Source organism: Pseudomonas sp. D1HM (genome assembly GCF_019266105.1).
GTDB lineage: Bacteria > Pseudomonadota > Gammaproteobacteria > Pseudomonadales > Pseudomonadaceae > Aquipseudomonas > Aquipseudomonas taetrolens.
In genome coordinates this window covers 102,032-126,117 of the sequence record NZ_LRMN01000014.1, presented here as the reverse complement: position 1 = coordinate 126,117, position 24,086 = coordinate 102,032, and the positions used below count along the sequence as shown (strand labels likewise).

Below are 24,086 nucleotides of genomic sequence, written 5' to 3'. Positions count from 1 at the left end.
TCACACGGGCTTTTTGGTCTGCGGGCTTACTTCTCGACGAAGGCGCGTTCGATCAAGTAGTCGCCCGGCTCGCGCATACGCGGCGAAACGGTCAGGCCGAAGCTGTTGAGGACTTCGCTGGTTTCATCGAGCATGCTCGGACTGCCGCACAACATGGCACGGTCATCCTGCGGGTTGATCGGTGGCAGACCAATGTCGCTGAACAGCTTGCCACTGCGCATCAGGTCAGTCAGGCGGCCTTCATTTTCAAAGGGCTCGCGGGTCACAGTCGGGTAGTAGATCAACTTCTCACGCAGCGCTTCACCGAAGAACTCGTTCTGCGGCAAGTGCTCAGTGATGAATTCGCGATAAGCGACTTCATTGACGTACCGCACGCCGTGGCACAGGATCACTTTTTCGAAACGCTCGTAGGTTTCCGGGTCCTGGATCACGCTCATGAATGGCGCCAGACCCGTACCCGTGCTCAGCAGATACAAATGCTTGCCCGGCTTCAAATCGTCAAGCACCAGAGTGCCTGTCGGTTTTTTGCTGATGATGATCTCGTCGCCTTCCTTCAAGTGCTGCAACTGCGAAGTCAGCGGGCCATCCGGCACCTTGATGCTGAAGAACTCCAAATGCTCTTCCCAGTTAGGGCTGGCAATCGAATAGGCACGCATAAGCGGACGGCCATTGGGCTGTTGCAGGCCGATCATCACGAACTGACCGTTCTCAAAGCGCAGACCCGGATCGCGGGTGCACTTGAAGCTGAACAGGGTGTCGTTCCAGTGATGAACACTGAGGACACGTTCGTGGTTCATGTTGCTCATGTACGGGGCTCCTAAATTCGCCAGCGCTGACTAAGGGCGCGATTGCATAGCATTCTAATGGCGAGGACAATATCTGTTAACTGAATTATTAAGATAAGGGTTATCGGTTATATCGATATGCGATTTACTCTCAGACAACTCCAAGTGTTCGTCACTGTCGCCCAACAAGAGAGCGTGTCACGCGCTGCCGGCTTGTTGGCCCTTTCTCAATCAGCAGCCAGCACGTCGATCACCGAACTGGAACGCCAAACCAGCTGCCAACTGTTCGATCGCGCGGGCAAACGCTTGAGCCTGAATGCCCTTGGCCGCCAACTGCTGCCCCAGGCCGTCGCGCTTCTGGATCAGGCCAAGGAAATCGAAGACCTGCTCAATGGCAAATCCGGTTTTGGCTCGCTGACCGTGGGCGCGACGCTCACCATTGGCAACTACCTGGCTACCTTGCTGATCGGCAGCTTTATGCAAGCCCACCCTGAAAGCCAGGTCAAACTGATCGTTCAAAACACAGCGCATATTGTGCAACAGGTCGCCCATTATGAAATTGACCTGGGTCTGATTGAAGGCGACTGCACTCACCCGGACATCGAAGTCCAGAGCTGGGTCGAAGATGAACTCGTGGTGTTTTGTGCACCCCGGCATCCGCTTGCCACTCGCGGTCATGCCACCCTCGAAGAACTCACTCATGAAGCGTGGATCTTGCGTGAGCAAGGCTCCGGTACCCGCCTGACGTTCGACCAAGCCATGCGCCATCATCAAAGTTCGCTCAACATCCGCCTCGAGCTGGAACACACCGAAGCGATCAAGCGCGCCGTCGAATCAGGCCTCGGCATTGGTTGTATTTCGCGACTGGCATTACGTGACGCCTTCAGACGCGGCAGCCTGGTCGCTGTGGAAACCCCCGACCTGGATCTGTCCCGGCAGTTTTACTTCATCTGGCACAAGAAGAAGTACCAGACATCTGCCATGCGCGAATTTCTGGAACTGTGCCGCGCCTTTACCGCAGGGGTTCAGCGCAGCGACGAAATCGTATTGCCGACGATTGCTTAAAGCAGAATCACCGCCCACACCACAGCAATCATGCTCAGCACCACAAACTGGGCAGCGCTGCCCATGTCCTTGGCGTTTTTCGACAGCGGGTGCAAATCGAGGGAGATGCGATCAATCGCCGCCTCAATCGCCGAGTTCAGCAGCTCAACGATCAGCGCCAACAGGCATACCGCAATCAACAACGCGCGCTCTACCCGACTGACGTTCAGGAAAAAGCTCAGCGGAATCAAGATCACATTAAGCAAGACCAACTGCCGAAATGCAGCTTCGCCCGTAAAGGCAGCGCGCAAACCGTCCAGCGAATAGCCGCCAGCATTCAAAATCCGTTTAAATCCGGTTTTACCTTTAAAAGGCGACATAGATAGGCAACTGCACAAAAAATGAGAGGGAACGCTAGTTTACAGCGCGTCAAAAAAGCGTGAAACACAGCGGTTAATGACTTGAGATTGACTCAAGTTGCTGCAACAGCAGCGCTGCCTGAGTCCGGGTGCGGACTCCAAGCTTGCGGAAAATAGCCGTGACATGAGCCTTGATGGTCGCTTCGGACACACCCAGCTCATACGCAATCTGCTTGTTCAGCAAACCTTCGCATACCATGGTCAATACTCGGAACTGTTGGGGCGTGAGGCTGGCCAGCCCCTCACTGGCAGCCTTGGCTTCAGCAGACACCTGAACCTCTTCAAAGGCCTGAGGTGGCCAGCTGACATCGCCCTCCAGCACTGCGCGTACTGCCTTTTGAATCTCTGCCAGCGAACTGGACTTGGGAATGAAGCCACTGGCACCGAACTCACGGGAACGCACCATGACCGAGGCTTCTTCCTGGGCCGAAACCATCACCACCGGAATTTGCGGGTATTGGCCCCGCAACAACACCAGCCCGGAAAAGCCATAGGCCCCCGGCATGTTCAAATCAAGCAGTACCAGATCCCAATCAGCCTTGACTGCCAGTTGCGTCTCAAGCTCAGCAATACTGGCGACTTCAACCAACCGAACATCAGAGCCCAGTCCCAGCGTCACGGCCTGGTGCAAGGCACTGCGAAACAGCGGATGGTCGTCGGCAATCAGGACTTCGTATGTGGCCATTTTTTAAATGATCCTGTTTCAGGCAAGCCCTGAGGAATTCCAGAACTCGCTAAGGCAACTTAAGCAACAGCGCAGAGACTGTGGCGTAAAGGAGGCGATTTACGCTAAACGTCAGTAAATAAAAGCGTTTGAGCTGCAGCCGGAGCCGAACGGGCGCCAAGCATGCCCAGCACAACGGAGAGGGTCAAGTTGAAAACCTGAAGCCCTGGACCCGTTTTTCGGCTTGGCCCCCCGTATTGCAAATCAACACGGGTGCCTGCTGCATCGTCCTGAAAATTGTAGCGCTACTTCTTTAGTCTATTGAGCCCGATTATGGGGAAGGTCTTTTACAAAAACGCCCAGTTCCTGATGCGCCACGCTGGATTCATTGATCGGCAATTGATTCTTGGCATCCAGGTAATGCTGACTGAACACATCAAAATATGCATCCAGGGCGCTCGAGGCTTCGCTGTCTCCGGCAAGTTCCAGGCATAAGCTCGCCACTTCCGCCGTGCACAAATGCTCACTGCGTGTGGACCTGCGCAAGCGATAGCGCGAGAGTTTCTCGGGCAACAGGCTCAAAATTGGCAACGCGTCAAAGTACGGGCTTTTACGAAAGATCTTGCGCGCTTCGGTCCAGGTTGCATCGAGCAGAATAAACAAAGGCCGCTTGCTACTGGCGATCTCTACCGTGTGTGTAACGCGCTCTGGCGCAACATATTCACCGGGAAACACCAGATACGGCTGCCACTGCGGGTCAGACAATAACGCGAGCAAGCCATCGTCAGTTTCGGTACGCGACCAAATGAATGCAAAGTTGTCGCTGACCACATCAGCGATCAGCCAACCCGTGTTACTGGGCTTGAACACTTCCTTTTTGGTCATGATCAGGCATACACCCGAACGCGCACTCACCTTGGGCCTCCAACTGCACAGGCAGTGACTTTCAATCACACGGCAAGTATGGCAACGCGGCGCACGTGAGCCACGCGCCAAATAAGGCTTGGTACTCTCCTCTTCACGCTCGTCTCGTAAACGGGCTACTGCATTCGGGGAAAAGGTCATCGAGGTCATGTTTTTTACTTAAAGGCGCCGACCGTCCGCTCGCCAAGGGTTGGCGCAGGAACGGGCTCACAAGAGAAAGGCCTCAAGTTTAACAGAGGCGCAGTACCGGGACGTTAATCCATATGCTTTGGCATTTCCTGCATGCTCATGCTGACCTATACTTGCGCGCCAGTGAACGCACACCTATGTGGCCGGTCAAACCTGCATCACTGAATCAGGAGAGTTTCATGTTGCGCTATATCATTCCGACCGTCGCTCTTGTGCTCGCGCTACCCTTGAGCGTACAAGCAGCCTCTCTTAAAGACTATGAACTGAACAAAACACTGCAAAAAGTTGCCGCAAAAAGCAACGAAGGCAAACCTCGCGCCATCAATGCCGACCTTCTGGACAAAGGGTTTACGGTTGACGGGACTGTGCTGATCAACAACCTGGAAGCCAGCCCGACATTGGCCGCCCAGATGCGCTCCAACCCTGAAGAGACGGTTCCGCAATTAGGCCGCAGCGTTTGCAGCAACGCAGGCTTTCGGACCCTGATGAACCAGGGCGCTACATTGCGCTACAGCTTCAAGGAATATAAAAACAACAAGCCTGTGATGACCCAGGATTTTCGGGCCGAGAACTGCCAGCGTAAAAAGTAGCTTCCCGCCCTTAGCCGCACGCCGCCATTCTCTGCGGCGTGCAAGCTGCAACACTCCTGCCATGCCCCTCCCTGCATTCGATAATTCTTCATCGGTATCAGGCAATTAGCTATTGCCAGTCAAGACACGGCAGGACCATCATCAGGCCATCATCCTTGACACTTTGTGTCGCTGCGCCCAGCACTTTGCGGCGCGCCCAAGGATGTTGTACAGAAGGAGAAGTACATGCCCGACCAACCCAATGACCTGCAGCTGCACTTCGAAAGCCAAGGCCTGAACCTTGTTGAAAAGATCGACCTGCAACTTCAACAGGTGGCTGCCGGCAGCCCGAATCTTGCGCTCTACCGTGAAATGATGCTGACCGTTTTGCGCATGGCCCATGACGATTTCGATCGCTGGAATGCCAAGATCACCCTGCAGGCAATACGCGAACTCGAGAAAACCTTTCGCGTGCTTGAACAATTCAAGGGACAACGCAAAGTCACTGTTTTCGGCTCGGCAAGAACCCCCATCGAGCATCCACTGTATGCACTGGCCCGAGAAGTGGGCGCGGAGCTGGCCAAATCAGACATGATGGTCATTACCGGCGGCGGTGCCGGGATCATGGCCGCCGCCCATGAAGGCGCAGGTCTGCAACACAGCCTGGGATTCAATATCACCCTGCCGTTCGAACAACATGCCAATCCCACCATCCACGGCTCGGACAACTTGCTGTCGTTTCACTTCTTTTTTACCCGAAAGCTTTTTTTCATTAAAGAAGCGGACGCGCTGGTGATGTGCCCTGGCGGCTTCGGCACACTGGATGAAGTGCTGGAAGTCATGACACTGATGCAAACCGGTAAAACGCCGTTAGTGCCCTTGGTGTTGCTGGATATGCCGGGCGGCACATTTTGGCAAAGCGCGCTGGATTTCATTCGTGGCCAATTGCAAGCCAATCAGTACATCTTGCCCAATGACTTGAAATTGTTGCGCCTGGTGCACAGCGCAGAAGAGGCGGTGGCTGAGATCAATCAGTTTTACGCCAACTTCCATTCAACCCGCTGGGTGAACAAAACCTTTGTGATGCGCATCAAGCGCCCTCTCAGCGCCCAGGCGCTGGAGCAGGTCCAGCAGACATTTGCCGATATTTGCCTGAGTGAGGGCTTCCAGCAACAAGGTTATGACAGCCAGGATTTCGATGACCCGAAACTCGGCCACCTCACCCGCTTGACCTTTGCTTTCAGCGGTCGTAACCAGGGACGCCTGCGTGAGCTGATCAACTTTATCAACCTGCCGCATAACTGGGCCTCCGTCGAGGATGCCGACGCCGTGGTCACGCGCGAGCCAATGACAGAGTAATAAAGGAAGGGGGGCTTGCGTGAAGATTGACGAGCATTTCGTCATTGAGCGCAGCCTTTGATAACGGCTACGCGGCGACACCCATTTCAATCATCAAACTCTCGGCCGCTTAACAAGCGGCCGATCATTTCAAGTGAGTACCCGCGATAACTGAGAAAGCGGCCCTGACGCGCGCGCTCTTTCGCATCTTCCGGTAACTGCGCGGAAAACTTGCGACGCCAGGTGTCCTCCAACTGCTCTTGCCAGTTAAAGCCACACTCGCGTAACGCCTCCTCAATATCCCCACGCGACAAGCCGCGCTGACTGAGCTCTTCGCGAATACGCAAAGGGCCATAGCCAGCGCGGGCACGGTAGTTGATAAAGCTTTCGAGGTAACGCGACTCCGACAACAGCCCTTCTTCCGTCAGGCGGTCAAGGGCGATGTCGATCATCTCCGGGCAAGCGCCGCGCTGACGCAGTTTGCGCGTCAGCTCGACTCTACCGTGCTCGCGTCGCGCGAGCAGGTCCATTGCAGTTCGTCTTACCGCGACGAGGGTATCCAGAACGACCGTCATGATGTCTATCAGTTATCGTTTTCGGCAGCGTTTTCCAGTTCCATTTCTGCCGCTTCATTCTCTGCCGCAGCAGCCTTGGCCGCTTTGCTCATTTTTGGCATCGACTTCATGTCTGCCAGCTCACTTTCGCTCTTCGGGCCCAGCAGCTTTTCGCGCAGCTGCTTCTCAAGAGCATCCTTGATCTCAGGGTTATCATCCAGGAACTTGGCCGAATTGGCCTTGCCCTGACCGATTTTGCTGCCCTGGTAGCTGTACCAGGCACCGGCTTTCTCAACGAAGCCATGCAGTACGCCCAAGTCGATCATCTCGCCATTGAGATAGATGCCTTTGCCGTAAAGAATCTGGAATTCGGCCTGACGGAATGGCGGAGCAACCTTGTTCTTGACCACTTTGACGCGGGTTTCACTGCCGACGACCACATCACCTTCTTTCACGGCACCGGTGCGACGGATATCCAGACGTACCGATGAGTAGAACTTCAGTGCGTTACCACCGGTGGTGGTTTCCGGGCTGCCGAACATGACACCGATCTTCATCCGGATCTGGTTGATGAAGATCACCAGGCAGTTGGCGTTCTTGATGTTGCCGGTAATTTTGCGCAGGGCCTGGGACATCAGACGCGCTTGCAGGCCAACATGCATGTCGCCCATGTCGCCTTCGATTTCGGCCTTGGGCGTGAGTGCAGCAACGGAGTCGATGATGATGACGTCTACGGCGTTGGAGCGCACCAGCATGTCGGTGATTTCCAGAGCCTGCTCGCCCGTGTCTGGCTGGGAAACCAGCAGATCGTCGACGTTTACGCCCAGCTTGGCCGCATATTCAGGATCAAGGGCATGCTCGGCATCTACGAAGGCGCAGGTTGCACCGACCTTTTGTGCCTGCGCAATGACAGACAGCGTAAGGGTGGTTTTACCCGAGGACTCCGGGCCGTAGATTTCAACAATACGGCCTTTAGGCAGGCCGCCAATGCCCAGCGCGATGTCCAGACCCAGCGAACCGGTAGAGATTGCCGGCACAGCCTGGCGTTCCTGATCGCCCATCAGCATCACGGCGCCCTTGCCGAATTGACGTTCGATCTGACCCAGGGCCGCAGCCAAGGCTTTCTTCTTGTTGTCGTCCATTAAAGTCCTCTCGTAATCAATAAGGCCTGACGGCCGATAACTGTATAAGTAGCCAGTATTATTCCACAGCGCTAAACGATCGCCTACCCCTGATTTTTTATTTCTCGTACCGTTCGGCGTATTAAGCCTTCCAGAGCCGCCACCACGGTTTGTCGGCGGACCTCATCGCGATCGCCGGAAAAATGCCGGCACTCGGCCGACACCGTATCGCCGGCGACCCATGCCAGCCAGACGGTACCAACCGGTTTGTCCGGCGAACCACCGCCGGGCCCGGCCACCCCGCTCACCGCGACGGAAAAATACGCCCCGCTCTGCTTCTGGGCGCCAAGCGCCATCGCCTCAACCACCTCGCGACTCACGGCACCGACACGGGAAAACAAGGATTCGGGAACCTCCAGCTGCTTGGTCTTTTGTTGATTGGAGTAGGTCACAAAGCCTGCCTCGAACCAGGCAGAGCTTCCGGCAATTCGGGTAATTGCCTCAGCTATCCCGCCACCGGTGCAGGATTCGGCCGTTGTCACCTGAAGCTTCAGAGCCAGCAAGTGCTTCCCAAGTTCAGCAGCGAGTTTCGATAGCGGGTCCATGATCGATCTCCTGAGGGGCAGATAAACGCCATAACCTACACGAGCAGGTCGCTGTTGCAAGACAGCATGATCGTCAAGGGCGTTCTCCTGCTCTAGGGTTCGACCTCCGAGTCCGCAACACCCAGCCGCTTGGCTGCCCAGCGCTGGTACAGGCTTATCGCCGCGTCTGCACCCGCCAGGGCCGTGAGACAACCAAAGGCACCCGCAGCCAGGACAGACATCCCGGCTGCGTACAGCAACATAAAAGTGGAGACGCCGCACACCATGCACGCTCCCGAGCGTAGCGCCAGGCGTCGAACCAGAGACCACCCGCTCGCGCCGTCCTTGCCCGCCCGCCACATCTCACCGAAGACCCCGCCTACCAGAGCGAGAAGGATGACCAGTAAAACCGGCATATCCAGCAATACTTGTGGTTCATTCATCTTGTCATCACTCCTGAGTCCTTATTGATAAGCGCCAGTTCCGGCATGAGCACAGCAAGCGCCCAGTACGACGCCGCCTCCCTGCTTGAATGCGATTACGGGCCGTCATGCAGCCAAGACTAAGCCTGTATGTATATACAGTCAATGCATCAATGCATATATTTCCCCGCGCCTTTTGGCAAGCAATCTCAGAGGGCGCGAATCGTAGTCCTGGTCTTTCAAGAGGCAAAAAAAAGCCCACAATCATGTGGGCTTTTTCCTGAAGTCGACCTCTAGCGTGCGTACATTCCCCACCAGAAAACATGGCCGAGGATCACAAGCTGTTCGTCCTCCAACTCGCTGTAGACGTAGTCCTCGTCGGGGTACTCGTCGCGGTTGAAACTGCGCAAACGGAGACCGCTTGCCAAGCGATAAAGCTGTTTCACCCGTAACTGACCATTGTGATTGATCGCATACAGATCTCCGTCGATGACCTCGTCGAGGGTGCGTTTACCGGCATTGACCCCCACCGTTGCTCCATCCCGCAGTACAGGCAACATGCTGTCACCGCGAACCGTCACGCACTTCGCCTGGTCGAATTGCACACCATTGTGGCGCAGGCTGCGCTTGCCAAAACGCAGCCGCGCGCGCTCGCTCTCCTCAATGACAAAGCGCCCGGAGCCTGCCGCCAGTTCAACCTGACGCAGGAACGGTATGGACACTTCATCATCCGCGACCGGCGTGTCGTCATCCCACAGGCAGATGTCCCGCAACTCCGGGTGCAGGGGTTCAGACGGGGGCAGCGCTCGCGGCTCATCACGACCGCGCAGCCGGTCGGTGCTGATATTGAAGTACTCGGCAATCCTGGAGATATGCCGATCGGAGGGATCGACAATCTTGCCACTCAAGATGCGCGACAGCGTGGACTGCGGTACGCCCGTGCTCCGATGCAGCGTCATCGCGCTGATCTGGTGCCGGATGAGCAGTTCTTTAAGGACAGTGGAAACAGTTCGTTTAGACATGGATAGAGATAGTGCTGAGCGTGATTACCGATGGCAAATGATATTTCTTCTATTTATAGAGCAACCGCCGAATACCTGCTGCCCGCGTCCCTGTAGATGCAGGGGGCTGACATGTTAACCTTGCGCCCATTGCGAAACCCTCAGGCCACGCGCCTGCTTTTCCCCACTTATGAACGAATCCGCCTAAGCCCAGATGAGTAAAAATACCTCCGACCTGTCCTCACACACGCCGATGATGCAGCAATACTGGCGCCTGAAGAACCAGCACCCCGACCAGCTGATGTTCTATCGCATGGGCGACTTCTACGAAATCTTTTATGAAGATGCGAAGAAGGCTGCCAAATTGCTGGATATCACGCTGACGGCGCGTGGGCAGTCTGCCGGGCAAGCAATCCCGATGTGCGGGATTCCTTACCACGCGGCCGAAGGTTATCTGGCCAAGCTGGTAAAGCTCGGCGAGTCCGTGGTCATTTGCGAGCAGGTCGGTGATCCGGCCACGAGCAAGGGGCCCGTAGACCGCCAGGTGGTGCGCATCATCACGCCGGGTACCGTCAGCGACGAGGCGTTGCTGGATGAGCGTCGCGACAACCTGATTGCAGCGGTACTCGGCGATGAGCGTTTGTTTGGCCTTGCGGTACTGGACATCACCAGTGGCAACTTTTCGGTACTGGAGATCAAGGGCTGGGAAAACCTGCTGGCCGAGCTGGAGCGCATCAATCCGGTTGAGCTGATGATCCCGGATGACTGGCCACAAGGCCTGCCCGCCGAAAAGCGCCGTGGCGTGCGACGCCGTGCGCCCTGGGACTTTGAGCGCGACTCTGCTCTGAAAAGCCTGTGCCAGCAGTTCTCGACCCAGGACCTTAAAGGTTTCGGCTGCGAGAACCTGACCCTGGCCATCGGTGCAGCCGGTTGCTTGCTCAGCTACGCCAAAGAGACACAACGTACCGCCTTGCCCCACTTGCGTAGCTTGCGCCATGAACGGCTCGACGACACCGTGGTGCTCGACGGCGCCAGCCGGCGCAACCTGGAGCTGGACACCAACCTGGCCGGCGGCCGCGACAATACCTTGCAGTCCGTGGTCGATCGCTGCCAGACCTCAATGGGCAGCCGTTTGCTGACCCGGTGGCTGAACCGGCCCTTGCGCGACTTGAATGTGCTACTGGCCCGTCAAAGCTCGATCACCTGCCTGCTGGATGGTTACCGCTTCGAAAAACTGCAGCCTCAGCTCAAAGAAATTGGCGACCTGGAACGTATCCTGGCCCGTATCGGCCTGCGCAATGCGCGCCCGCGGGACTTGGCGCGCTTGCGCGATGCATTGGGCGCCCTGCCAGAGCTGCAAGATGCCATGCTGGGCCTCGAAGCACCGCATCTGCAGCAACTGGCCGTCACCACCAGCACCTATCCCGAGCTGGCAGCCTTGCTGGAGAGAGCCGTCATCGACAACCCGCCCGCGGTCATTCGCGATGGCGGCGTATTAAAAACCGGGTATGACGCCGAGCTGGATGAGCTGCAGTCGCTTAGTGAAAATGCCGGTCAGTTCCTGATCGATCTGGAAGCCCGTGAAAAAGCCCGTACCGGCTTGGCCAATCTCAAGGTCGGCTACAACCGGGTGCATGGCTATTTCATCGAGCTGCCAAGCAAGCAGGCAGAACAGGCACCGGCCGACTACATCCGCCGTCAAACCCTGAAAGGTGCAGAACGCTTTATCACCCCGGAGCTGAAAGCCTTCGAAGATAAAGCCCTGTCGGCCAAAAGCCGTGCCCTGGCCCGCGAGAAAATGCTTTACGAAGCCCTGCTCGAAACGCTGATCGGGCACTTGCCGCCACTGCAGGACACCGCCGCGGCCCTGGCCGAACTGGATGTGCTGAGCAACCTGGCCGAACGAGCCCTGAACCTCGACTTGAACTGCCCGCGTTTTGTCGATGAACCGTGCATGCGCATCAGCCAGGGCCGACACCCCGTGGTCGAACAAGTACTGACAACGCCGTTCGTGGCCAACGACCTGGGGCTGGATGACAACACCCGCATGCTGGTGATCACCGGCCCGAACATGGGCGGTAAGTCGACCTATATGCGCCAGACCGCGTTGATCGTGCTGTTGGCACACATTGGCAGCTTTGTACCGGCGGCCAGCTGCGAGCTGTCTCTGGTGGACCGGATCTTTACCCGGATCGGCTCCAGCGACGACCTGGCCGGTGGGCGTTCAACCTTCATGGTGGAAATGAGCGAAACCGCAAATATTCTGCACAATGCCACTGAGCGCAGCCTGGTATTGATGGATGAAGTGGGTCGCGGCACCAGCACCTTCGACGGTCTGTCGCTGGCCTGGGCGGCGGCCGAACGGCTGGCCCAACTGCGCGCTTACACGTTGTTCGCCACCCATTATTTTGAACTGACAGTACTGCCTGAAAACGAGCCATTGGTCGCCAACGTGCATTTGAGCGCCACCGAACACAATGAGCGTATCGTATTCCTGCACCACGTGTTGCCGGGGCCGGCCAGTCAGAGTTATGGTTTGGCGGTAGCGCAACTGGCCGGGGTTCCAACGGCCGTTATCACCCGCGCCCGCGAGCATCTGAGCCGGCTGGAGACCACCAGCCTGCCCCATGAAGCACCGCGTCCGACGCCCGGCAAGAAGCCCGCGCCGCTACAAAGCGATATGTTTGCCAGCCTGCCTCACCCGGTACTGGATGACCTGTCCAAGCTGGATCTGGACAACATGACGCCGCGTAAAGCACTGGATTTGCTCTACACACTAAAGACACGCCTTTAAAAGCTGCTAGAATCGCGCGCGGTTCGGGATGCTACTGGCCTATTAGCCTGTTCAGTAGATATCACTCCCGAGCCCGGCGAACCCGAACTGGAAGGGCTTCGCTGCCGCCGCCTGAGGAGAAAATTAGAAATGACCTTCGTCGTCACCGACAACTGCATCAAGTGCAAGTACACCGACTGCGTAGAAGTCTGTCCGGTGGACTGCTTTTACGAAGGCCCGAACTTCCTGGTGATTCACCCGGATGAGTGCATTGACTGCGCGCTTTGTGAGCCTGAATGCCCTGCACAAGCGATCTTCTCTGAAGATGAAGTGCCTGCAGACATGCAAGAGTTTATTCAGTTGAATGTTGAGCTGGCTGAAATCTGGCCCAACATCACCGAGAGAAAAGATGCCCTTCCGGACGCGGAAGAGTTTGATGGCGTGAAAGGCAAGATCAAAGATCTGGAACGCTGATTCACGTTGCAGCAAAAAGCCCCGGTTCCTGCGAGCCGGGGCTTTTTTGCGTTTGGGGCGCAGGCATTCACGCCTGTCGCCAGGCCTAGGCCTTGATGTCGCAGCCAGTCGCCGCTTGCAGTTGCTCCAGCGTAACGCCTGAAGCCAGCTCAACCAGCTTGAGCCCTTGCTCGGTCACATCGAGTACGCCCAGGTCGGTAATGATCCGATCGACCACCCCCACGCCTGTCAGCGGCAAATCGCATTGTTTGAGCAGTTTGTGGGTGCCGCCCTTGGCAGTGTGCTCCATTAGCACCACCACGCGCTTGACCCCTGCCACCAGGTCCATAGCGCCCCCCATGCCTTTGACCATCTTGCCCGGAATCATCCAGTTGGCCAGGTCACCCTTCTCGGAAACTTGCATCGCCCCCAGAATGGAGAGATTGATGTGCCCTCCGCGAATCATTGCGAATGAGTCAGCGCTGTTGAAAAAACTGCTGCCGGGCAACGTGGTGATTGTTTGTTTGCCAGCATTGATCAGGTCGGCGTTCACTTCGTCTTCAAGCGGGAACGGGCCAATACCAAGCAGACCGTTTTCACTTTGCAGCCAGACATCCATCCCCTCGGGAATGTAATTGGCCACGAGCGTTGGCAGACCAATACCCAGGTTGACGTAAAAACCGTCCTGCAGTTCTTGGGCGGCGCGTTGCGCCATTTCTTCACGAGTCCAGGCCATGGTCAGGCGCTCCGCACAGTGCGTTGTTCGATGCGTTTTTCCGGGCTGGCATTCAGTATCAGCCGCTGTACGTAAATCCCGGGCAAATGGACCTGATCTGGCTCAATCTCGCCGACTTCAACGATTTCTTCCACTTCAACCACACACACCTTGGCTGCCATCGCCGCCAACGGGTTGAAGTTGCGGGCCGTTTTATTGAACAACAGGTTGCCGGATTTATCGGCTTTCCAGGCTTTGACCAGTGCCACATCGGCGCGTAACGAACGCTCCATGACGTACCACTCACCGTCGAATTCGCGGGTTTCCTTGCCTTCTGCCACCAACGTACCGTAACCGGTCCTGGTGTAAAACGCCGGAATCCCGGCCCCGCCAGCCCGCAACTTCTCGGCCAGGGTCCCCTGCGGAGTGAACTCCAACTCAAGTTCGCCCGCCAGGTACTGACGTTCGAACTCTTTGTTTTCGCCTACATACGAAGAAATCATCTTGCGGATCTGGCGCGTTGCCAGCAATTGGCCCAGACCGAATCCATCCACGCCGGCGTTATTGCTGATCACGGTCAGCTCACGCTTGCCGGTGTCACGCAAGGCAGCAATCAGTGCCTCAGGAATGCCACACAGTCCAAAACCGCCCACAGCCAGAGTCATGCCGTCTTCGACAAGCCCCTGCAAGGCGGATTCAGCACTCGAGTAAATCTTGTTCAATTGTTATTCCTCGAATTCACCGCGACACAGAGCACTCTCGCGGTCTGTTTGCTTTAGTCGATAACGGACAAAAACTTCATGGCAGTCGCCCGCTCCCCGATTTAGCGGCTCCGACCCAAGGCCAGAGCGTTCTTCGAGTGTAGGGGAAGCCAACGCGGGAACTCCAGAGGTGCTCTCAATTAGTTTCAGCTCTGCGCACGCTGATTGAGGATGCCTGGAGTCGCAGGATGATCACGTAAGAAAAACCGGGAAACTGCCTGGGGCCTTTAGCGTTAAAACCCCGAAGCATGAAGGTCAATCCGCCCATAGCTGTCAGGCCTTAACCGCCACGTAACAATTAACCTACAAATTACATAGCTCGCTAACTTTAAACCCGCGAGCCAGACGTATATAAAGGCATTTTGTTTTCCAATGCCTCGTAGGAAGAATCTTCCCTAGCCTTATCGCTTGATCGAACTAGACTGATGTCAAACTCAATCTCGGTGTCGTAAGGCCGGACTCAGGCGCAGCATCTCAATGCCGATGTCTACCCACGATTCAGCTTCATTGTGAAGCGCAAAACTGTCGGGAACCAGCAGCCATTGCCCGAGTATTCCGTCGATATAGGCATGCAAGGAGATTGCAGCACGGCGTGTATCCAGCGTTGCAGGGAGCTGCTCCCGATGAACGGCATTATTCAGGGCCACTTCGATTCTGCTGTTGCAGTCGACACTGGCCACTTGGCGTTGCCGACGCAAATCACACATTTCGTCAGTAAATTCACACTTATGAAACAAGATTTCATTGATACGCCGGGTCTTGGGATCAATGGCCACCTGGCGAAACAAATGCACCAGCAGCTTGCGCATGCAGCCGAGCGGATCAAGCTCGTCCTGGTTTTCGCTGGCTTTGGCCAGTTCATCCAGCGGCTCATGCAAAGTATCGAGCATCGCCTGGACCAAGTCGGCCTTGTTACTGAAGTGCCAGTAAATCGCTCCCCGGGTGACCCCCGCCAGTGCCGCGATATCGGCCAGGGTCGTACGCGCAACACCCCGTTCGTAAAAGGCCTGCTCGGCCGCTTCGAGGATTTTGCTCCGGGTTTCCAGAGCTTCTTCTTTGGTACGACGCACCATGACAATCAAAACCTCAATCAGGGGGGGCCGGACAATGCTGAGCACTTGTCCAAACCAGCATCGGGTGGCGTTTGTTCTGCCTTATCCCGGCCTACTTCATGCTTCAAAAAAGGCACTGCAGCGTCTGTAACGACACGTTGCCGCTATTTACAAACAGACACGAATGTAAGTATATTCCTTAGCAAGCTACTTATCCACCCGGAACAGCTTTCTTTACCCTTCCACTATTCTTGTGCGCTTTCGCGTGCCTGACCCGAGGATCTTCATGCAATTTAAGCCAGCTGTTACCGCTCTGGTTGCTGCCATCGCCCTAGCTTCGCTGATCAGCGGATGTAAAAAGGAAGAAGCAGCACCTGCCCAGCAAATCCCTCAGGTCGGCGTCGTGACGCTGAAAACCCAGCCATTTACTTTGACCAGTGACCTGCCGGGTCGGACAACGTCCTACCGCTCTGCAGAAGTTCGCCCTCAAGTAAACGGGATTATTCTCAAACGCTTCTTCAAGGAAGGCAGCGACGTCAAAGCCGGCCAACAGCTGTATCAAATCGATCCGGCTATCTACGAAAGCAACGTACTCAGCGCCAAGGCCACTCTACAATCCGCCAAATCGCTGGCTAATCGCTACAAGCAATTGGTCGCAGAACAAGCGGTGAGCCGTCAGGAATATGACAACGCCGAATCTGCGCGTCTTGAAGCAGAAGCGGCACTCAATACCGCCCTGGTCAACTTGCGCTACACCAAAGTGCTGGCGCCCCTGTCTGGCCGCATTGGTCGTTCGTTGTTCACTGAAGGTGCACTGGTGACCAGTGGCCAGGCGAATGCCCTCGCCGTCATCACTCAACTGGACCCAATCTATGTTGATGTGACGCAATCTTCGGTCGAAATGCTTGAGCTGCGTCGTGACCTGGCCGATGGCCGCCTGAAGAGCGCTGGCGCCAACGCCGCCAAGGTCAAGCTGACCCTGCCCGATGGCAGCGAATACCCGGAAGAAGGCCGGCTCGAGTTCAGCGAAGTGTCGGTTGACGAAGCAACCGGCTCCGTAACCTTGCGTGCCGTGTTCCCGAACCCGAATGACACGCTGTTGCCAGGCATGTTTGTACACGCGCAACTGGAAGCAGGGGTCGACAGCAATGCGATCCTCGCGCCTCAGATCGGCGTGACACACAACCTCAAGGGCCAACCGACCGCGATGATCGTCAATCAGGACAACAAGGTTGAACAGCGCGTGCTTCAAGCAACCCGTACCGTAGGCAGCGACTGGCTGGTTGAAAAAGGCCTTAACGCAGGTGATCGCCTGATTACAGACGGCCTGCAGTACATCAAGCCAGGTGCCGAAGTAAAAATCATGGAAAAACCACAAGGCGCAACCCCGGCATCTGCCCCGGCAACAGAAAAAGCTGCAGGCAGTAAAGGGGAGTAAACCATGTCGAAATTTTTTATCGACCGTCCGATTTTTGCCTGGGTAATTGCCCTGGTCATCATGCTGGTCGGGGCTTTATCTATCCTGAGACTGCCGATCAACCAATACCCGAGCATCGCGCCACCGGCCATCTCGATTGCAGTGAACTACCCGGGCGCTTCGGCGCAAACCGTGCAGGACACCGTGGTTCAGGTAATCGAGCAGCAGCTCAACGGGATTGACCACCTGCGTTATGTGTCTTCGGAAAGTAACTCCGACGGCAGCATGAGCATCACGGCTACGTTCGACCAGGGTACTGACCCGGATACCGCTCAGGTTCAGGTACAGAACAAACTCAACCTGGCCACCCCTCTGCTGCCCCAAGAAGTTCAGCAGCAGGGTATCCGTGTGACCAAGGCAGTGAAAAACTTCCTGATGGTCATCGGCGTGGTGTCTGAAAACGGCAGCATGAACAAGGACGACCTGTCGAACTACATCGTCTCCAACATGCAGGACCCGATTTCCCGTACCGCAGGTGTGGGCGACTTCCAGGTCTTCGGTGCTCAGTACGCCATGCGTATCTGGCTCGACCCGGCCAAGCTGAACAAATTCAACCTGACCCCGGTGGACGTCAAGTCAGCCATCAGCGCACAGAACGTACAGGTGTCCTCCGGACAACTGGGCGGCATGCCTGCGGTAAAAGGTCAGGAGCTGAACGCGACCATCATTGGTAAAACCCGTCTGCAAACCGCTGAACAGTTCGAAAAAATCCTGCTCAAGGTCAACACCGACGGTTCTCAGGTACGCCTGAAAGATGTCGCCGAGGTTGGCCTGGGTGGTGAGAACTACAGCATCAGCGCGCAGTACAACGGCATGCCGTCGTCAGGTCTTGCGATCAAGCTGGCTCCGGGCTCCAACGCCCTGGACACCGCCAAGGCACTGCGCGCAACCATCGCAGACCTGGAACCCTTCTTTCCTGAAGGCATGAAAGTCGTTTACCCGTATGACACCACTCCAGTGGTTTCCGCATCGATCGAAGGCGTACTTGAAACCCTGGTCGAAGCTGTCGCGCTGGTGTTCCTGGTCATGTTCCTGTTCCTGCAGAACTTCCGCGCCACCATCATCACCACGATGACGGTACCCGTGGTTTTGCTCGGTACTTTCGGGATTCTGGCCGCTGCCGGCTTCAGCATTAACACCTTGACCATGTTCGGCATGGTACTGGCCATCGGCTTGCTGGTGGACGATGCGATCGTCGTGGTTGAAAACGTCGAGCGGGTCATGTCAGAGGAAGGACTGCCGCCCAAGGAAGCCACCAAGAAATCCATGGAGCAGATCCAGGGTGCCCTGGTCGGTATTGCCCTGGTGCTGTCGGCAGTTCTGCTGCCAATGGCCTTCTTCAGCGGCTCGACCGGTGTGATTTACAAACAGTTCTCGATCACTATCGTTTCGGCGATGGCCCTGTCGGTACTGGTTGCCCTGATCTTCACCCCTGCCCTGTGCGCCACCATGCTCAAACCTATCGCCAAAGGCGATCATGGCGAGAACAAACGCGGCTTCTTCGGCTGGTTCAACCGCACCTTCGACAGCGGCGTAAAACGCTATGAAAAAGGTGTTGGCAGCATCCTGCGCCATAAGGTCCCTTACTTCCTGGCCTATGTCCTGATCGTGGTCGGCATGGTGTTCCTGTTCACGCGTATCCCGACCTCCTTCCTTCCGGAAGAAGATCAGGGCGTACTGTTTGCCCAGGTGCAAACACCGGCAGGCACGACCGCAGAGCGTACCCAGAACGTCATCGACCGGATGCGTGAGTACCTGTTGACCGATGAGTCAGCAGCCGTGTCTTCCGTATTTACCGTAAACGGCTTTAACTTCGCCGGTCGCGGCCAAAGCTCCGGCATGGCGTTCATCATGCTCAAACCCTGGGGCGAGCGTGATGCCGACAACAGCGTATTTGCGCTGGCTGGACGGGCTCAGGCGCACTTCTCAACGTTCCGCGATGCCATGGTGTTCGCTTTCGCACCACCGGCAGTGATGGAGCTGGGTAACGCCACCGGTTTTGACGTTTACCTGCAAGACCGCTCAGGTATTGGTCACGAGAAGCTGATGGAGGCCCGCAACCAGTTCCTGGGGATGGCCGCTCAAAGCAAGATCCTGGCCGGTGTACGCCCGAACGGCCTGAACGATGAGCCGCAGTACCAGCTCGAAATTGACGACGAAGCGGCCCGCGCCCTGGGCGTTGAACTGAGCGACATCAACAGCACCCTGTCGATCGGGCTGGGTGCCAGCTACGTCAACGACTTCATCGACCACGGCCGCGTGAAAAAGGTTTACCTGCAAGGTAAAGCCGAGTCGCGGATGAACCCGGAAGACTTGAAGAAGTGGTACGTACGCAATGGTGAAGGAACCATGGTGCCGTTCTCGGCCTTCGCCAAGGGCAAGTGGATCTACGGTCCGCCCAAGCTCTCGCGTTACAACGGCGTAGAAGCCATGGAAGTTCTGGGTGCTCCGGCACCGGGCTACAGCAGTGGCCAGGCTATGGCTGAAGTGGAAGCGCTGGCCAAGAAACTGCCGGACGGCGTGGGGATTTCCTGGACGGGGCTGTCATACGAGGAGCGCCTGTCAGGTTCGCAAGCCCCTGCCCTGTACGCTATCTCGTTGCTGATGGTATTCCTGTGCCTTGCTGCACTGTACGAAAGCTGGTCGATCCCGATTGCGGTCATGTTGGTTGTGCCACTGGGGATCATCGGTGCGTTGATGGCCACAAGCCTTCGCGGGCTGTCCAACGACGTGTACTTCCAGGTGGGCTTGCTCACGACCATCGGTCTGGCTTCGAAAAACGCCATTCTGATCGTCGAGTTTGCCAAAGAGCTGCATGAACAAGGGCGTACCCTGACGGAGGCTGCGATTGAAGCGTGCCGCATGCGTCTGCGTCCGATCATCATGACCTCGCTGGCGTTCGTACTCGGCGTAATCCCGCTGGCTATCTCCTCGGGCGCAGGCTCGGGCAGCCAGCATGCTATCGGTACCGGCGTTATCGGCGGCATGATCACCGCTACGGTACTGGCCGTATTCTGGGTGCCGCTGTTCTTTGTCGCCGTATCGTCCTTTGGCAGCAAAAAAGATTCAGAGAAAAAAGTGGACCTGACTAAAACTCCAAACAACGAGGCTGGCCAATGAGCAAGTCCCTTCTAGCCCTCGCTGTCGCCGCATTTACCCTGGGCGGCTGCTCGCTGATCCCGGATTACCAGCGCCCTGAAGCGCCGGTAGCGGCTCAGTACCCGCAAGGCCCGGCGTACTCGCCAACCGAGGCGGCCAATCAGGCCGCCGCGGAACAAGGCTGGCGTCAGTTTTTCCATGACCCGGCCCTGCAACAACTGATTCAGACGGCTCTGGTCAACAACCGCGACCTCCGGGTCGCTGCGTTGAACATCGACGCCTATGCCGCGCAATACCGTATCCAGCGTGCAGACCTGTTCCCGGCGGTTTCGGCCAATGGCAGCGGTAGCCGTCAACGTACACCGGCAAACATGTCGCAAACCGGAGAGTCGGGTATCAGCAGCACCTACTCGGCGACGCTTGGGGTCAGCGCGTATGAACTCGACTTGTTCGGCCGGGTGCGCAGCCTGAGCGATCAAGCCTTGCAGAACTACTTCGCTACTGAAGAAGCCCGCCGCTCGACTCAGATCAGTCTGGTCGCCAGCGTCGCGAATGCCTACTTGACCTGGCAGGCAGACAAAGAACTGCTCAAGCTCACTCAAGACACGCTGAAAAACTACGACGAGAGCTACAAGCTCACCTTGCGCAGCAATGAAGTCGGAGTGGCCTCGGCCCTTGATCTGAGCCAGGCACGCACCTCGGTTGAAAACGCCAAAGTGCAGCTGGCGAAATACACGCGCCAGGTCGCGCAGGACCAGAACAGCCTGGCCCTGCTGCTGGGCACGACCCTTCCGGATAACCTGCCGGCAAGCAAACCGCTGGCGGCAGATCTGTTGACCGAAGTGCCGGCTGGTTTGCCATCCGACTTGCTGCAACGCCGTCCGGACATCCTCGAAGCCGAGCACAAGTTGTTGGCCGCTAACGCCAATATCGGTGCGGCGCGGGCTGCATTCTTCCCGAGCATCAGCCTCACCGCCAATGCCGGGACCTTGAGCCCTGACCTGTCGGGGCTGTTCAAGGGTGGCTCGGGGACGTGGCTGTTTTCGCCGCAAATCAACCTGCCGATCTTCAACGCAGGGGCTTTGCGCGCCAGCCTCGACTATTCGAAAATCCAGAAGGAAATCACCGTTTCTCAGTACGAGAAGGCGATCCAGACGGCATTCCAGGAAGTCTCCGACGGTCTTGCAGCACGCCAGACTTACAATCAGCAATTGCAGGCGCAAACCGATTTCGTCGAAGCCAACCAGAACTACTACCGGTTGGCCGAACGTCGCTATCGGATTGGTATCGACAGCAACCTGACCTTCCTCGACGCTCAGCGCTCGCTGTTCAGCGCACAGCAATCGCTGATCACCGACCGTTTGTCGCAGTTGACCAGCGAGGTCAATCTGTACAAAGCGCTAGGGGGTGGCTGGTTTGAACAAACCGGGCAAAGCCGCCCTGTTTCGGACAAGCCGCCCAAGGCTTGATCGGTACTGAATAAACAATAAACCCGCCAATAGGCGGGTTTATTGTGTCTGGGCGGATAAAGGTCAAACCCGCGATTCAACGCCCAGCTCATCCCACACCGACTCTGCCAGGTGGAATGTCGCATTGGCTGCCGGAATGCCGCAGTAGATCGCGCTTTGCATCAGTACTTCCTTGATCTCTGCACGGGTGACACCGTTACTCGCCGCCGCACGCAAATGCAGCTTGAGCTCTTCATTACGGTTCATCCCGATCAGCATCGCGATCGTGATCAGGCTGCGGGTATGTCGCGGCAGGCCCGGACGCGTCCAGATGTCGCCCCAGGCATGACGGGTGATCATTTCCTGGAACTCACTGTTGAACTCAGTCAAGGCGTTCAAGCTGCGATCGACATGAGCATCACCGAGCACGGCGCGACGTACACTCAGGCCTTCGTCATAACGTTGTTTTTCGTCCATAGCCGTTCCTTAAACCCCTTTATCTGCCAACAAAAAATCCAGCACGCACTGACTGAACGCGTCACCGGCCTGAACGTTGGACAGGTGGGCAGCATAGAACTCTGCGTAGTGTGCGCCCGGTACACGCGCCTGGATAAAGTGGCCACCCGACGGCGGTGTGACCGCATCTTGTGTACCGGCAATCACCAGCATAGGCACTTTGATCCAACCCAGTTGATCGCGGAAATCCGCATCACGCACCGCCGCACAGTTGGCCGCGTACCCTTGAGGCGAAGTGGCCGCAAGCATGTCGGTGATGCGCTTGGCCTGCTCCGGATGCGCCTCGGCATAGTCCGGGGTGAACCAGCGGGCAATCGATGCATCGCGCAATGCGACCATCGCCGCCGCACCTTCACGCAACACGGTTTCAATACGCGGGTTCCACACCGAAGGCTCGCCAATCTTGGCGGCCGTGTTGCACACCACCAATTTGTTCAACCGCTCACCGGCATTGATCCCCAGCCATTGGCCGATCAAACCGCCCATCGACAGCCCGCAAAAATGTGCGCGCTCAATCTGCAGAGCATCCAGCAGCGCCAGCACATCACGTCCCAACTGCTCGATGCTGTACGGGCCCTCAGTCACCAGCGACTGGCCATGACCCCGGGTGTCGTAACGCAACACCTGGAAGTACTTGGCGAACGCAGCCACCTGCGTGTCCCACATTCCCAGATCAGTGCCCAGCGAGTTGGACAACACCAGCACCGGGGCACCTGGCGGGCCATCGATCTGGTAGTTGAGTTCACCATCAGCGAGTTGTACACGTTTCACCAGTTTCTCCTTTTGCGGCGCCAATTCAATGCGCCAACGAAAAATGTTCAGCCACTGCACGCTCGACCCATGTCGTCGCCTGGCCGAGGTAATGGGCCGGATCGAGCAAGCGATCCAGTTCGGCTGCACTCAGGTGTGCGGTCACGCCAGCGTCATCACCCAGCACCGCCCGTAAATGGCGTTGCTCGGACACGGCACGCTTGCAGCACTGTTCCAGCAGATGGTGTGAAGCCTCTCGGCCCACACGCTGAGCCAGCACGATGCTGACGGCTTCGGCCAGCACCAGGCCATGGGTCAGGTCGAGGTTGTGCGCCATGCGCTCGGCATCCACCTCCAGCCCCTGGGTCATATTCAGTGCCTGAGCCAGCGCCCCGGACACCAGGCAGCAGATTTCAGGCAAGGTTTCCCATTCGGCATGCCATAAACCCAGGCTGCGCTCGTGCTCCTGAGGCATGGCGCTGAACAGGATGCTCAACAAACCCGGCACCCGCGTCGCGGCACTGATCAAGACTGCCGAGCCCACCGGGTTGCGCTTGTGCGGCATGGTCGATGAACCGCCCTTGCCCGGCGCCGCCGGCTCAAACACCTCGGCGGCTTCGGTCTGCATCAGCAGGCTGATATCACGTCCTACCTTGCCCAGGCTCCCGGCGATCAGGCCCAACACCGCGCCAAACTCCACCAGTCGATCACGCTGGGTGTGCCAGGGCTGGTCGGGCATCTGTAAATCAAGCTCATCCGCCAGCGCCCGGGCTACAGGCAGGGCCTGATCCCCCAAGGCCGCCAAGGTGCCCGACGCACCACCAAACTGCAGGCACAGCAGGCGCGGTTTCAATTCCAGCAATCGTTGACGGTTACGGGTAACGGCTCCCAGCCAACTGGCGAGTTTCATGCCCAACGTGACAGGGGTGGCCTGTTGCAGCCAGGTGCGGCCTGCCAGCGGGGTCGCGGCATAACGCCGGGCTTGCCGAGCGAGGACCTCACCGAGACGCGCCAGATCAGCCTCGATCAATCCCAGAGCGGCACGCAATTGCAGTACCAGACCGCTGTCCATTACATCCTGGCTGGTCGCCCCCAAGTGCACATAGCGTTCGGCTTCAGGGGCCACTGCGGCAATCTGCTGACCCAAGGCCTTGACCAGCGGAATGGCCGAATTACCGGCGACGGCAATGGCCTGCCCCAAGGCATCGAAGTCGTAGAGTTCGGCCTTGCACGCGGCGCGGATCGGTTCAACCGCTGACTGAGGAATCAGGCCGACCCTGGCTTGCGCCCGGGCCAGAGCCGCTTCAAAGTCGAGCATGGCCTGTACACGGCCATGGTCACAAAACACCTCGCCCATGGCCTTGGCCGTGAAATAAGCCTCAAACAGTTGATTACTCGTTCGGTCACGCATAACTCATCCTCTCGAGG

The 24,086-nt window shown here is 57.2% G+C and carries 23 protein-coding genes; 8 read left to right on the top strand and 15 right to left on the bottom strand.

What is annotated here, in order from left to right:
• Window positions 1-26: 26 nt before the first annotated feature.
• Window positions 27-806, bottom strand: a complete 780-nt coding sequence (fpr, locus tag AWM69_RS14885; protein WP_007923929.1) for a ferredoxin-NADP reductase — start codon at window positions 804-806, stop codon at window positions 27-29.
• 117 nt (window positions 807-923) lie between these two features.
• Here fpr and AWM69_RS14880 point away from each other — a divergent pair, with 117 nt between their 5' ends.
• Window positions 924-1,850, top strand: a complete 927-nt coding sequence (locus AWM69_RS14880) for a LysR family transcriptional regulator (protein WP_131652354.1) — start codon at window positions 924-926, stop codon at window positions 1,848-1,850.
• On the opposite strand, the gene AWM69_RS14875 is transcribed toward AWM69_RS14880, so the two are convergent.
• The 3 genes from AWM69_RS14875 to AWM69_RS14865 all read right to left on the bottom strand — a co-directional run bounded on the left by AWM69_RS14875 (window position 1,847) and on the right by AWM69_RS14865 (window position 3,977).
• Window positions 1,847-2,209, bottom strand: coding sequence for a diacylglycerol kinase (locus AWM69_RS14875; protein WP_048377966.1), 363 nt, complete (start codon window positions 2,207-2,209; stop codon window positions 1,847-1,849). The genes AWM69_RS14880 and AWM69_RS14875 overlap by 4 nt on opposite strands.
• Before the next feature lie 73 nt (window positions 2,210-2,282).
• A complete protein-coding gene (erdR, locus tag AWM69_RS14870) occupies window positions 2,283-2,933 on the bottom strand; it encodes a response regulator transcription factor ErdR (RefSeq protein ID WP_131652353.1) in 651 nt (216 codons plus the stop codon).
• Between the two features lie 297 nt (window positions 2,934-3,230).
• Window positions 3,231-3,977 carry a tRNA-uridine aminocarboxypropyltransferase gene (locus AWM69_RS14865; RefSeq protein WP_218727466.1) on the bottom strand — a complete coding sequence of 249 codons (747 nt, stop codon included), beginning with the start codon at window positions 3,975-3,977 and terminating at the stop codon, window positions 3,231-3,233.
• A 227-nt stretch (window positions 3,978-4,204) separates the two neighbouring features.
• On the opposite strand from AWM69_RS14865, the gene AWM69_RS14860 reads away from it, so the two are divergent.
• Window positions 4,205-4,615: a PA3611 family quorum-sensing-regulated virulence factor gene (locus AWM69_RS14860; protein ID WP_131652352.1), complete on the top strand. Its 411-nt coding sequence runs from the start codon at window positions 4,205-4,207 to the stop codon at window positions 4,613-4,615.
• 225 nt (window positions 4,616-4,840) lie between these two features.
• Complete coding sequence (locus AWM69_RS14855; RefSeq protein ID WP_131652351.1) at window positions 4,841-5,953, top strand: TIGR00730 family Rossman fold protein; 1,113 nt, start codon at window positions 4,841-4,843, stop codon at window positions 5,951-5,953.
• Between the two features lie 86 nt (window positions 5,954-6,039).
• On the opposite strand, the gene recX is transcribed toward AWM69_RS14855, so the two are convergent.
• The 5 genes from recX to AWM69_RS14830 all read right to left on the bottom strand — a co-directional run bounded on the left by recX (window position 6,040) and on the right by AWM69_RS14830 (window position 9,635).
• Window positions 6,040-6,507 carry a recombination regulator RecX gene (gene recX, locus AWM69_RS14850; RefSeq protein ID WP_218727349.1) on the bottom strand — a complete coding sequence of 156 codons (468 nt, stop codon included), beginning with the start codon at window positions 6,505-6,507 and terminating at the stop codon, window positions 6,040-6,042.
• 8 nt (window positions 6,508-6,515) lie between these two features.
• Window positions 6,516-7,628, bottom strand: a complete 1,113-nt coding sequence (gene recA / locus AWM69_RS14845; protein WP_048377972.1) for a recombinase RecA — start codon at window positions 7,626-7,628, stop codon at window positions 6,516-6,518.
• 83 nt (window positions 7,629-7,711) lie between these two features.
• Window positions 7,712-8,212, bottom strand: coding sequence for a CinA family protein (locus AWM69_RS14840; RefSeq protein WP_131652349.1), 501 nt, complete (start codon window positions 8,210-8,212; stop codon window positions 7,712-7,714).
• A gap of 92 nt (window positions 8,213-8,304) precedes the next feature.
• Window positions 8,305-8,634, bottom strand: a complete 330-nt coding sequence (locus tag AWM69_RS14835; protein ID WP_218727347.1) for a phage holin family protein — start codon at window positions 8,632-8,634, stop codon at window positions 8,305-8,307.
• 272 nt (window positions 8,635-8,906) lie between these two features.
• Window positions 8,907-9,635, bottom strand: a complete 729-nt coding sequence (locus tag AWM69_RS14830) for an XRE family transcriptional regulator (protein WP_074702862.1) — start codon at window positions 9,633-9,635, stop codon at window positions 8,907-8,909.
• 193 nt (window positions 9,636-9,828) lie between these two features.
• Between AWM69_RS14830 and mutS the strand changes: the two genes are divergently transcribed.
• Complete coding sequence (gene mutS, locus AWM69_RS14825) at window positions 9,829-12,408, top strand: DNA mismatch repair protein MutS (RefSeq protein ID WP_131652347.1); 2,580 nt, start codon at window positions 9,829-9,831, stop codon at window positions 12,406-12,408.
• 129 nt (window positions 12,409-12,537) lie between these two features.
• Window positions 12,538-12,861, top strand: a complete 324-nt coding sequence (fdxA, locus tag AWM69_RS14820) for a ferredoxin FdxA (RefSeq protein ID WP_048377977.1) — start codon at window positions 12,538-12,540, stop codon at window positions 12,859-12,861.
• A gap of 85 nt (window positions 12,862-12,946) precedes the next feature.
• On the opposite strand, the gene AWM69_RS14815 is transcribed toward fdxA, so the two are convergent.
• The 3 genes from AWM69_RS14815 to AWM69_RS14805 all read right to left on the bottom strand — a co-directional run bounded on the left by AWM69_RS14815 (window position 12,947) and on the right by AWM69_RS14805 (window position 15,389).
• The gene (locus AWM69_RS14815) at window positions 12,947-13,576 is read right to left on the bottom strand and encodes a CoA transferase subunit B (protein WP_048377978.1); all 630 of its coding nucleotides are present in this window, start codon (window positions 13,574-13,576) and stop codon (window positions 12,947-12,949) included.
• A gap of 2 nt (window positions 13,577-13,578) precedes the next feature.
• Complete coding sequence (locus tag AWM69_RS14810) at window positions 13,579-14,277, bottom strand: CoA transferase subunit A (protein ID WP_131652346.1); 699 nt, start codon at window positions 14,275-14,277, stop codon at window positions 13,579-13,581.
• Window positions 14,278-14,750: 473 nt separating this feature from the next.
• Complete coding sequence (locus AWM69_RS14805) at window positions 14,751-15,389, bottom strand: TetR family transcriptional regulator (protein ID WP_218727346.1); 639 nt, start codon at window positions 15,387-15,389, stop codon at window positions 14,751-14,753.
• 265 nt (window positions 15,390-15,654) lie between these two features.
• Here AWM69_RS14805 and AWM69_RS14800 point away from each other — a divergent pair, with 265 nt between their 5' ends.
• Genes AWM69_RS14800 through AWM69_RS14790 form a run of 3 tightly spaced genes read left to right on the top strand, consistent with a single transcriptional unit; the run spans window position 15,655 to window position 21,413 of the window.
• On the top strand, window positions 15,655-16,806 hold the full coding sequence (locus AWM69_RS14800; protein ID WP_218727344.1) for an efflux RND transporter periplasmic adaptor subunit: 1,152 nt from the start codon (window positions 15,655-15,657) through the stop codon (window positions 16,804-16,806).
• A 3-nt stretch (window positions 16,807-16,809) separates the two neighbouring features.
• Entirely contained in the window at window positions 16,810-19,965 is a 3,156-nt protein-coding gene (locus AWM69_RS14795; RefSeq protein WP_218727342.1) for an efflux RND transporter permease subunit, read from the top strand.
• Window positions 19,962-21,413, top strand: coding sequence for an AdeC/AdeK/OprM family multidrug efflux complex outer membrane factor (locus tag AWM69_RS14790; protein WP_218727340.1), 1,452 nt, complete (start codon window positions 19,962-19,964; stop codon window positions 21,411-21,413). Before AWM69_RS14795 ends, AWM69_RS14790 begins: the two co-directional genes overlap by 4 nt.
• A 63-nt stretch (window positions 21,414-21,476) precedes the next feature.
• Here AWM69_RS14790 and pcaC read toward each other — a convergent pair whose 3' ends face one another.
• Genes pcaC through AWM69_RS14775 form a run of 3 tightly spaced genes read right to left on the bottom strand, consistent with a single transcriptional unit; the run spans window position 21,477 to window position 24,069 of the window.
• Window positions 21,477-21,869 (bottom strand): 4-carboxymuconolactone decarboxylase, encoded by a 393-nt coding sequence (pcaC, locus tag AWM69_RS14785; protein WP_131652341.1) that lies wholly within the window; start codon window positions 21,867-21,869, stop codon window positions 21,477-21,479.
• A 9-nt stretch (window positions 21,870-21,878) separates the two neighbouring features.
• A complete protein-coding gene (gene pcaD, locus AWM69_RS14780) occupies window positions 21,879-22,679 on the bottom strand; it encodes a 3-oxoadipate enol-lactonase (RefSeq protein WP_218727339.1) in 801 nt (266 codons plus the stop codon).
• Between the two features lie 25 nt (window positions 22,680-22,704).
• On the bottom strand, window positions 22,705-24,069 hold the full coding sequence (locus AWM69_RS14775) for a 3-carboxy-cis,cis-muconate cycloisomerase (protein WP_218727337.1): 1,365 nt from the start codon (window positions 24,067-24,069) through the stop codon (window positions 22,705-22,707).
• Window positions 24,070-24,086: the final 17 nt, after the last annotated feature.